The following is a 10605-nucleotide window of genomic DNA, read 5'->3' on the forward strand; positions in this document are numbered from 1 at the left end:
CGTAAACCTGACTCGTAAGTCAGCTTTAAGATATCGGTTGATAATGTCTTTCACCCATCATCAGCAAGTGGCGTCCCCTAGGGGATTCGAACCCCTGTTACCGCCGTGAAAGGGCGGTGTCCTAGGCCTCTAGACGAAGGGGACACGTGGTCAGCTTCGCAGACGCTTTGCTCGTACATCTATCAGACAATCTGTGTGAGCACTGCACAGTCAAATATCTCTAGGTAAGGAGGTGATCCAACCGCAGGTTCCCCTACGGTTACCTTGTTACGACTTCACCCCAGTCATGAATCACAAAGTGGTAAGCGCCCTCCCGAAGGTTAAGCTACCTACTTCTTTTGCAACCCACTCCCATGGTGTGACGGGCGGTGTGTACAAGGCCCGGGAACGTATTCACCGTGGCATTCTGATCCACGATTACTAGCGATTCCGACTTCATGGAGTCGAGTTGCAGACTCCAATCCGGACTACGACGCACTTTATGAGGTCCGCTTGCTCTCGCGAGTTCGCTTCTCTTTGTATGCGCCATTGTAGCACGTGTGTAGCCCTACTCGTAAGGGCCATGATGACTTGACGTCATCCCCACCTTCCTCCGGTTTATCACCGGCAGTCTCCTTTGAGTTCCCGACCGAATCGCTGGCAACAAAGGATAAGGGTTGCGCTCGTTGCGGGACTTAACCCAACATTTCACAACACGAGCTGACGACAGCCATGCAGCACCTGTCTCAGAGTTCCCGAAGGCACCAAGGCATCTCTGCCAAGTTCTCTGGATGTCAAGAGTAGGTAAGGTTCTTCGCGTTGCATCGAATTAAACCACATGCTCCACCGCTTGTGCGGGCCCCCGTCAATTCATTTGAGTTTTAACCTTGCGGCCGTACTCCCCAGGCGGTCGATTTAACGCGTTAGCTCCGGAAGCCACACCTCAAGGGCACAACCTCCAAATCGACATCGTTTACAGCGTGGACTACCAGGGTATCTAATCCTGTTTGCTCCCCACGCTTTCGCACCTGAGCGTCAGTCTTCGTCCAGGGGCCGCCTTCGCCACCGGTATTCCTCCAGATCTCTACGCATTTCACCGCTACACCTGGAATTCTACCCCCTCTACGAGACTCTAGCTTGCCAGTTTCAAATGCAGTTCCCAAGTTAAGCTCGGGGATTTCACATCTGACTTAACAAACCGCCTGCGTGCGCTTTACGCCCAGTAATTCCGATTAACGCTTGCACCCTCCGTATTACCGCGGCTGCTGGCACGGAGTTAGCCGGTGCTTCTTCTGCGAGTAACGTCAATCGGTAAGGTTATTAACCTTACCGCCTTCCTCCTCGCTGAAAGTACTTTACAACCCGAAGGCCTTCTTCATACACGCGGCATGGCTGCATCAGGGTTTCCCCATTGTGCAATATTCCCCACTGCTGCCTCCCGTAGGAGTCTGGACCGTGTCTCAGTTCCAGTGTGGCTGGTCATCCTCTCAGACCAGCTAGGGATCGTCGCCTAGGTGAGCCATTACCCCACCTACTAGCTAATCCCATCTGGGTTCATCTGATGGCGCGAGGCCCGAAAGTCCCCCGCTTTGGTCTTGCGACGTTATGCGGTATTAGCTACCGTTTCCAGTAGTTATCCCCCTCCATCAGGCAGATCCCCAGACATTACTCACCCGTCCGCCGCTCGCCGGCAAAGTAGCAAGCTACTTTCCGCTGCCGCTCGACTTGCATGTGTTAGGCCTGCCGCCAGCGTTCAATCTGAGCCATGATCAAACTCTTCAATTAAAAGCTTGATGTGCTACACAAGGTAGCGATGCTCAAAGGTTACTGTTTGAATTTTACTTCAGTTAGTCACTCTTCAAGACTTAATATTTTGTGCATCCGAAGATGCTTGATATCGTCTTGTGAGTGCCCACACAGATTGTCTGATAAATTGTTAAAGAGCAGTGAGTTACGCGCTTTCGCTTGTTAACTCGAGGTGGCGTATATTACGCGTTCCTCTTTCAGAGTCAACTTCTTTTTTCAGAAGTTTTTTCTCTTTCGCTACGGTCGCTCTGTGAAGTGAATCACTTGCGCCGTGTCGATGGAGGCGCATTATAGGGAGTTCCGCGCAGGCCGCAATAGGTTTTTTAAAGAAAAATGCCTGTTTGCTGCATTCCACAGCAGATCGCGCCCTTATACCCTTTTTTACACAAACTTATCCACAAAGACGATCTCAGGCCAAATTTTACGGGCGCTGCGCAATCGTTTTCGCTACAATCCCTGCCGACATTAATGACGTTAAACTGGCTGCCCCCGTGGGGGCGTTATCTGAATCTTGCTCTTTATAGAGAGAGACCTGGGCAAAATTCACGTAACGCTCTTTATTGAGACTCCAAAGCCAAGGGATAAAACCACCATGCAACAACGTCGTCCTGTTCGCCGCGCACTGCTCAGTGTTTCTGACAAAGCCGGTATCGTCGAATTCGCCCAAGCTCTGTCTCAGCGTGGGGTTGAATTGCTCTCTACAGGCGGAACCGCCCGTCTGCTGGCAGACGCGGGTCTGCCGGTCACTGAAGTGTCTGACTACACCGGTTTCCCGGAAATGATGGATGGACGCGTCAAAACCCTGCACCCGAAAGTCCACGGCGGCATTTTGGGTCGTCGCGGTCAGGACGATGCGATCATGCAACAGCATGACATCTCACCTATCGACATGGTGGTCGTTAACCTCTATCCCTTCGCCCAGACCGTGGCCCGCCCGGACTGCTCACTGGAAGATGCGGTAGAGAATATTGATATCGGCGGCCCAACCATGGTGCGCTCCGCTGCCAAGAACCATAAAGATGTCGCCATTGTGGTGAAGAGCAGCGACTACCGCGCCATCCTGCGTGAGATGGACGACAACGATAACTCTCTGACGCTGAAGACCCGCTTTGACCTGGCGATTAAAGCCTTCGAGCATACTGCCGCCTATGACAGCATGATCGCCAACTACTTCGGTACTCTGGTGCCAGCGTACCATGGTGAAACCCAGGAGCCGTCTGGCCAGTTCCCGCGTACCCTGAACCTGAACTACATCAAGAAGCAGGATATGCGCTACGGTGAGAACAGCCACCAGAAAGCCGCCTTCTATATAGAAGAAGAGATCAACGAGGCATCCGTGGCCACGGCCGAGCAGTTGCAGGGCAAAGCGCTCTCCTATAACAACATTGCCGATACCGATGCGGCACTGGAGTGTGTGAAAGAGTTCAGCGAGCCAGCCTGTGTGATCGTCAAGCACGCCAACCCGTGTGGCGTGGCGATTGGCAGCTCCCTGCTGGATGCCTATGAGCGTGCCTACCAGACTGACCCGACCTCAGCCTTCGGCGGCATCATTGCCTTTAACCGTGAGCTGGATGCTGAAACCGCTAAAGCGATCATCAGCCGCCAGTTTGTGGAAGTGATCATCGCCCCGTCGGTGAGTAAAGAGGCGCTGGCGCTGACGGCCAGCAAGCAGAATGTGCGTGTGCTGCGCTGCGGCGAGTGGAGCGGCCGCCATGCGGCGCTGGACTTCAAGCGCGTCAACGGTGGCCTGCTGGTGCAGGATCGCGATCTTGGCATGGTCGCTGCCCGTGACCTGCGCGTGGTGTCCCAGCGCCAGCCGACTGAGCAGGAGCTGCGCGACGCGCTGTTCTGCTGGAAAGTGGCAAAATTCGTGAAATCCAACGCTATCGTCTATGCGCGCGATAACGTCACCATCGGCATTGGTGCAGGCCAGATGAGCCGCGTCTACTCCGCCAAAATCGCCGGCATCAAAGCCGCGGACGAAGGGCTGGAGGTGGAAGGCTCGGTCATGGCGTCAGACGCCTTCTTCCCGTTCCGTGATGGCATTGATGCCGCCGCGGCCGTGGGCGTGACCTGCGTGATCCAGCCGGGTGGCTCCATCCGTGATGACGAGGTGATTGCCGCCGCCAATGAGCACGGCATCGCCATGCTGTTCACTGACATGCGCCATTTCCGCCACTAGTTTTTACTGCGGGTGCATGAGGCACCCGCCGCTCCGGAGTTATGTAAATGAATATCTTGATTATCGGTAACGGTGGCCGCGAACACGCGCTGGCCTGGAAAGCCTCTCAATCCCCGCTGGCGGATAAGGTCTTTGTCGCACCGGGCAATGCTGGCACCGCCCTGGAGCCGCTGCTGGTGAATGTCGATATCGCCGCCACGGACGTCAACGGCCTGCTGGAGTTCGCCAAACAGAATGAGATCGGCCTAACCATCGTTGGCCCGGAAGCGCCGCTGGTGATTGGCGTGGTAGACGCCTTCCGCGCCGCGGGCCTGAAGATCTTCGGCCCGACGCAAGCGGCCGCCCAATTGGAAGGCTCCAAGGCGTTCACCAAGGACTTCCTGGCGCGCCATGCCATTCCGACTGCGGAGTACCACAACTTTACCGACGTAGAGCTGGCGCTGGCCTATGTGCGCAGCAAGGGTGCGCCGATTGTCATCAAGGCCGACGGCCTGGCGGCGGGCAAAGGGGTGATTGTCGCCATGACGCTGGAAGAGGCGGAAGCGGCAGTGACTGACATGCTGGCAGGCAATGCCTTCGGCGACGCCGGCCACCGCATCGTGGTGGAGGAGTTCCTGGACGGCGAAGAGGCCAGCTTTATCGTGATGGTCGATGGCACCCACGTCCTGCCGATGGCCACCAGCCAGGATCACAAACGCGTTGGCGATGGCGATACCGGCCCGAACACCGGCGGCATGGGCGCTTACTCCCCTGCCCCGGTGGTCTCTGAAGAGATTCACCAGCGCATCATGGAACAGGTGATCTACCCGACCGTGCGCGGCATGGCGGCGGAAGGCAATACCTACACCGGTTTCCTCTACGCTGGTCTGATGATCTCCGCCGACGGCCAGCCGAAGGTGATTGAGTTCAACTGCCGCTTTGGCGACCCGGAGACCCAGCCGATCATGCTGCGTCTGCGTTCCGATCTGGTTGAACTGTGTCTGGCGGGCGCGGAAGGCGACCTGAGCGGCAAAAGCTCTGACTGGGACGAACGCCCGGCGCTGGGCGTAGTGCTGGCCGCGGGCGGCTATCCGGGCAACTACCCCACAGGCGACGTGATCCACGGCCTGCCGCTGGAAGAGGTTTCAGATGGCAAGGTGTTCCACGCCGGTACTCGCTTGCAGGATGAGCAGGTGGTGACCAGCGGTGGCCGCGTGCTGTGCGTCACCGCGCTGGGCGAAACCGTGGCCGCCGCGCAGCGTCGCGCCCACCAGCTGGCCGAGAGCATCCAGTGGCAGGGCTGTTTCTGCCGCCATGACATCGGCTACCGCGCCATTGCGCGCGAGAGCCAGCAAGGCAAATAAAGGTACAGGTTTACAGGGGCGCTACGGCGCCCTTTTTTATGGGCGAGATTTGGCGGGGTTTAGAGATTGTCGGGCTTGGGTTCCCAGCGGCAGAAATCCTCATTCGCCACCAGCAGCAGTTCCGTGCCTTCCGGCGCGCTCAGCCACGCCAGCCCTAGCCGGTCATTGGACTGACTCGCCCGTTTCGCCAGCCAGACTTGTGAATAGGCACCGAATTGCGGTTTCACCGTCTCACCACTGCACAGGGTAATGACGCCCTGATTCCAGTGCCCCTGATTCAGGCTAACCTGCCCGGCGCGTAGGGTATCGCTCAGTTCACGCACGGCCTGCGCCTGATACTGGTAGCGGCCAATATCATCCGCAGAGAGCTTCTGCCGGCCGCTGGCTCGCTGGCGCTGCATAAAGCTCACCTGCCCCTCACGGTCAAAGCGGATCTGGATGGTCTCCCCCTCTGGGCCGAGATGGGTCTCGCGGATCTGGTGCAGGAGATCGTCCTGATACTCGTAGCGCGTGATGACCGTCTCTTTGCCACGATAGGGGCTGTAGACATTGATAAGCGTTTGTGGATGGTTCTGTGCATCATCTTGACGCCAAAGGCGGTTGATGCCCTGATCAGCGATGTAACCGCTGGCAGTGAAAGTGGGGGGATCGTCGTGGAAACTACAGCCCGCCAGGCCGCTCGCCAGGAGAGTGGCGATCAGGCAGCGGCGGGCAAACAAAAGGGGCGTGATCGCCCCTCTGTCTATTCTTTTCACAGAAGCGCGATTATTTAACAGCGTCTTTCAGTGCCTTGCCAGAAACGAAAGCCGGTACGTTTGCAGCGGCGATTTTGATTTCGTTACCGGTTTGCGGGTTGCGGCCAGTGCGCTCGCTACGATGGTTTACTTTGAACGTCCCGAAGCCAACCAATTGTACTGCATCACCGTCTTTCAGAGACTCAGTAATCGCGTTCAGGGTTGATTCCAGTGCGGCTTTAGCCTGAGCCTTGGACAGATCAGCCTTATCTGCGATTACATCAATCAGTTGAGTCTTATTCATAAGTTATCCTTACAGTGTGTTTATCGTTTGCAAAGCATCGAGTGCGACGGATATGCCGATGGACAGCACTCTCCTGCATACACGCACCGATAGCCACTTTTTTTACGCCCCCCAAATGTAGACCAGACAGGGTGCGGATGTGAAGCCTTAAGGCACGACAAATCAGGCGTTAAATCACGTTTTGTTGCCTTATTGCGTTAAATTTATCCCAATGTTACTGACCGCTGCTTCGCGCAGGTCAGAACGTAACCCCTTAATCAATTCCAGGTCACGCTCCTCGCAGGCAGCCAGCAAGCGGAAAATTTCCCATTGGATATCCCACTCTTCCTCGACAGCCGGCACAATTTTCAGTTCTGCGTCGGTCATCTCTTTGCCTGCCTGAGTCATCTCCAGCATGGCGACGGTCCGAATGGAAGTTTCGCTGATTGCCACGGCGTGAGAGTAAGTCTCGCCGCTAAGTCGCGAGTGGATAAGTTCCCCTAATGCGATACAGGCATCGATTGCCGGGTAAACGCCGTAAAGATCGTAATCTTCTGCCGAAGGGATCGCCTCTTCCAGCTTCTCGAGCTGGCTGTCAAAATTGACCTTGGCATCCTTTACCACCAGCGTTTCCCAAACCAGATCCAAAATGCGGCGATAGACTTGCGGATCGCCAAAACCGGTTTGCAGACAGAACATCTGATAGTTGGGGTACATGCGCTCGCACAGGCTGGCCATAAAGGTGACGTGTTGCCAGCTCTCCAGCTTTTCAAGCCGCAAGTGGATCGGGTTTTGTAACATGTTCGGTTCTCAGTAATGTTGCTGCGCGGCAGTGTACCCGAAAACTCCCAGGAACCCTATTCTTCGATTCCTAAAGCGGGCGGCAGGGCTTGCCAGCGCTGGAACGCAGGCCGGTTGGAGGCCACGGCGTCTGCCCAGCGGGTAGGTTCCGGCAGGCGGTAGCCGCGCATGCAGCGCTCCACCCACGCCAGCGCGCTGTCGAGACCCACGCGGTGGCCGGTGGCAACAAACAGCGGGTTGCAGCGCGCCTTGCTGCGCCACACCCACGCCAGTTGCTCACCCTTGTCCATCAAGGGCTGCTTCGCCCCAACCTCTGGCCCCAGCGGTTCGAACTTGCCACACAGGCGGCGCTTCGCCACGCCGATGGTTGGCACATCCACCAGCAGGCCAAAATGGCTGGCGACACCCAGCCGGCGCGGGTGGGAGATGCCGTGACCATCGACGAACAGCAGGTCAGGCTTCTGTTGCAACTGATCCCAGGCGGCCAGCAGGGCCGGGTACTCACGGAAGGAGAGAAAGCCCGGAATATAGGGCATAGTGGTCTTGATCCGCGCGATGCGGTACTCCACCAGCTCCAGCGAAGGGTAGCGCAGCAGGGCGATGGCGGCGCGTGTCACCTCCCCCTCCTGCTCAAACCCGACATCCGCCCCGGCGATGAACGCCGGTTGCTCAAACTCATAATCATCATGGCGGATCACTTCCGCCGCCTTGATTATCTGCTCCTGACGCAACGCCTGAGTATCAATCAAACCTGCTCCTTATCGGTGGTACTTTGCCGATTGGGCATGTACCGCATTGACGAATGCGCCGGCGTGCTCCGGCGGCACATCCAGATGGATACCGTGGCCAAGGTTAAACACATGGCCCTCCCCGTGACCAAAGCCCGCCAGGATGGTTTCGACCTCCTGTTCGATGCGGGACGGTGGCGCATAAAGCATAGACGGATCCATATTGCCTTGCAGGGCAACCTGATGCCCCACGCGACGGCGCGCATCGGCGATGTCGGTTGTCCAGTCGAGGCCCAGCGCGTCACAGCCGGTGGCGGCCATCGCCTCCAGCCACTGCCCCCCGCCTTTGGTGAACAGCGTCACTGGCACGCGGCGCCCTTCGTTCTCGCGGATCAGGCCATCGACGATCTTATGCATGTAGTGCAGGGAGAACTCTTGGTAGTCGCGGCCGGTCAGCACGCCGCCCCAGGTGTCGAATACCATCACCGACTGCGCGCCCGCCTTGATTTGGGCATTCAGGTAGAGAATGACGCTGTCCGCCAGCTTGTCGAGCATCAGGTGCAGGGTCGCCGGCTCGGCGTACATCATCTTCTTCAGCTTGGTGAAGGCCTTGCTGCTGCCGCCTTCCACCATGTAGGTAGCCAGCGTCCACGGGCTGCCGGAGAAGCCAATCAGCGGCACCTCACCTTCCAGGTTGTGGCGGATGGTGCGCACCGCATTCATCACATAGCCCAGCTCCTGCTCAGGATCGGGAATCGGCAGCTTCTCTACGTCTGCGCGGCAGGTCACCGGATGGGAGAAGCGCGGGCCTTCACCGGCCTCGAAGTGCAGCCCCAAGCCCATGGCGTCCGGGATGGTCAGGATGTCGGAGAACAGGATCGCGGCATCCAGCGGGAAGCGGCGCAGCGGCTGCAATGTCACTTCACACGCCAGCTCGGCATTTTTGCACAGTGACATGAAATCACCAGCCTGTGCCCGCGTCGCCTTGTACTCCGGCAAATAACGCCCGGCCTGACGCATCATCCAGACAGGGGTAACATCGACCGGCTGACGCAGCAGCGCGCGCAGATAGCGATCGTTCTTCAACTCTTTCATGTAGGGCTCCTCATTAATCCGGCGCCATTGTACCACGCGCGCCCCGGCTGTCGCTCTCTGCACGGCACAGTGCCACGGTGTCCTCGATCAGGCGGCGGGCGATGGTGCCGGGTGGCGGCAGTTGCGGCAGCTGGTCATAGCGATACCAGGCGGCGCTGAGCAGCTCGCTGGGATCGACGCGGATCTCGCCGCGATCGTAATCCGCCATGAAGGCCATCATCAGCGAATTAGGGAAGGGCCAGGGCTGGGAACTGACATAGCGTAGGTTTTTCACGCAGAGGTTGCTCTCCTCCATCACTTCACGTGCCACTGCCTGCTCCATCGTTTCGCCGACCTCGACAAAACCGGCCAGCACCGTGTGGATGCCGTTGCGGTGGCGGACGTGCTGGGCCAGCAGGATCTCCTCGCCGCGGCGGATCGCCACGATCATGCAAGGGGCAATCTGGGGGTAGTAGCGCTCATGGCAGTGCTGGCAGTGCACCGCCCACTCTTTTTTGCTGGGGTGCATCTCATGACCGCAGTAGCCACAGAAGCGGTGCGAACGGTAGAACTCCGCCAGCTGCACACCGCGCCCGGCCAGCTGGAACAGCTCGCGATCCTGGTCAATCAGCTGCCGGACGGAGGCCATCTCCGCTGGCCGCGGCTCGCGCACCAGCCAGATCGGCAGCCCCTGCCATTCACCCAATTGGCGGGCGGCTTTGCCCACCAGTGAGAATTGTGTGGCCGGGCCAACCGGCAGTTCGCCTTTCGGCAGCCACAGCTTGCCCTCGTGGCTGATCACCCACCAGCCCTGATGTGATTCTGTGAGTTGAATTTCCATATTGTTATTGCATAACCTCGACTACACTGACACTCTGGGATTGTGACTTTTACATATTAGTAACGATTAAACACGTTTTCTTGCTCACGGAGTCCACCATGCTAAACCGTCTGGAAAGACTGACTCAGCGCGTTGGCGGCAGTAATGAGTTAATTGATCAATGGCTGCATGAACGTAAAGAGCTATTAGTCGCCTATTGCACGCTGGTCGGTTTAAAACCGCATAAAGAAAAGCATACGCCACTGGATGAAGAGGCGCTGAATAACTTCTGCCATCGTCTGGTGGATTACCTCTCGGCTGGCCATTTCCACATCTACGACAAAATCATCCAAGGAATTGAGGGCTCGCAAAGCCCGCGCATGGTGATCACCACCCAGCTCTATCCTGCCCTGCAAGGCAATACTGAAAGCATCATGGCGCTCTACGATCGCTCGATGGAAACCACCCTGGATCACGACAATATCCTCGAATTCCATGAGGCGTTGGCGGAAATCGGCGTGGCGTTGGATGCCCGCTTCCAGTTCGAAGACCAGTTGATTGGCCTGGCACTTGAGGCCGCCGCCCTGCCGCTGGAGCAGCCGGTCGCTAACGATCCGGCGATTGCTCGCCCAGCCTGATTTGCAGTCCCGGTGACCCCACAAGGGTTGTCGTTTTTTATCCGCCTCGTATACTGAGGCTTCTTGTCGGAGTGCCTAGCGCATCATTAGGATGCCAGGCTGAGACCGTTAATTCGGGATCCGCGGAACCTGATCGGGTTAGTACCCGCGAAGGGAACAAGAGTAATTTCGTGTCCGGGGCTGCGCGCACCCTTTTTGCGCGCGCCCCCGGCCCCAT

General features: G+C 57.7%; 9 protein-coding genes, 1 tRNA gene, 1 rRNA gene and 1 riboswitch. Of the genes, 3 read left to right on the top strand and 8 right to left on the bottom strand.

Features of this window, described 5'->3' with window-relative positions; genetic code table 11:
- Positions 1–68 precede the first annotated feature (68 nt).
- Together ACK3SD_RS16190 and ACK3SD_RS16195 are read right to left on the bottom strand one after the other, a co-directional pair.
- A tRNA-Glu gene (locus ACK3SD_RS16190) sits at positions 69–144 on the bottom strand.
- A gap of 81 nt (positions 145–225) precedes the next feature.
- A 16S ribosomal RNA gene (locus ACK3SD_RS16195) occupies positions 226–1764 on the bottom strand.
- 613 nt (positions 1765–2377) lie between these two features.
- On the opposite strand from ACK3SD_RS16195, the gene purH reads away from it, so the two are divergent.
- A complete protein-coding gene (purH, locus tag ACK3SD_RS16200; protein ID WP_481126159.1) occupies positions 2378–3967 on the top strand; it encodes a bifunctional phosphoribosylaminoimidazolecarboxamide formyltransferase/IMP cyclohydrolase in 1590 nt (529 codons plus the stop codon).
- A 47-nt stretch (positions 3968–4014) separates the two neighbouring features.
- Positions 4015–5310, top strand: coding sequence for a phosphoribosylamine--glycine ligase (gene purD / locus ACK3SD_RS16205; RefSeq protein ID WP_481126160.1), 1296 nt, complete (start codon positions 4015–4017; stop codon positions 5308–5310).
- A 59-nt stretch (positions 5311–5369) separates the two neighbouring features.
- On the opposite strand, the gene ACK3SD_RS16210 is transcribed toward purD, so the two are convergent.
- The 6 genes from ACK3SD_RS16210 to nudC form a co-directional block, all read right to left on the bottom strand.
- Positions 5370–6029, bottom strand: a complete 660-nt coding sequence (locus ACK3SD_RS16210) for a DUF1481 domain-containing protein (protein ID WP_481126161.1) — start codon at positions 6027–6029, stop codon at positions 5370–5372.
- Between the two features lie 46 nt (positions 6030–6075).
- On the bottom strand, positions 6076–6348 hold the full coding sequence (gene hupA / locus ACK3SD_RS16215; protein WP_481126162.1) for a nucleoid-associated protein HU-alpha: 273 nt from the start codon (positions 6346–6348) through the stop codon (positions 6076–6078).
- Positions 6349–6537: 189 nt separating this feature from the next.
- Positions 6538–7128: a YjaG family protein gene (locus ACK3SD_RS16220; RefSeq protein ID WP_137764570.1), complete on the bottom strand. Its 591-nt coding sequence runs from the start codon at positions 7126–7128 to the stop codon at positions 6538–6540.
- Between the two features lie 56 nt (positions 7129–7184).
- Positions 7185–7877 (bottom strand): deoxyribonuclease V, encoded by a 693-nt coding sequence (gene nfi, locus ACK3SD_RS16225; protein WP_481126163.1) that lies wholly within the window; start codon positions 7875–7877, stop codon positions 7185–7187.
- 9 nt (positions 7878–7886) lie between these two features.
- Positions 7887–8951, bottom strand: coding sequence for a uroporphyrinogen decarboxylase (gene hemE, locus ACK3SD_RS16230; RefSeq protein ID WP_481126164.1), 1065 nt, complete (start codon positions 8949–8951; stop codon positions 7887–7889).
- A gap of 13 nt (positions 8952–8964) precedes the next feature.
- A complete protein-coding gene (nudC, locus tag ACK3SD_RS16235) occupies positions 8965–9771 on the bottom strand; it encodes an NAD(+) diphosphatase (protein ID WP_481126165.1) in 807 nt (268 codons plus the stop codon).
- Positions 9772–9869: 98 nt separating this feature from the next.
- Between nudC and rsd the strand changes: the two genes are divergently transcribed.
- Positions 9870–10388 carry a sigma D regulator gene (gene rsd, locus ACK3SD_RS16240; protein ID WP_481126166.1) on the top strand — a complete coding sequence of 173 codons (519 nt, stop codon included), beginning with the start codon at positions 9870–9872 and terminating at the stop codon, positions 10386–10388.
- Positions 10389–10445: 57 nt separating this feature from the next.
- Positions 10446–10561, top strand: a riboswitch (TPP riboswitch).
- Positions 10562–10605 lie beyond the last annotated feature (44 nt).

It is taken from the genome of Chimaeribacter sp. YP20170169, from assembly GCF_056739715.1.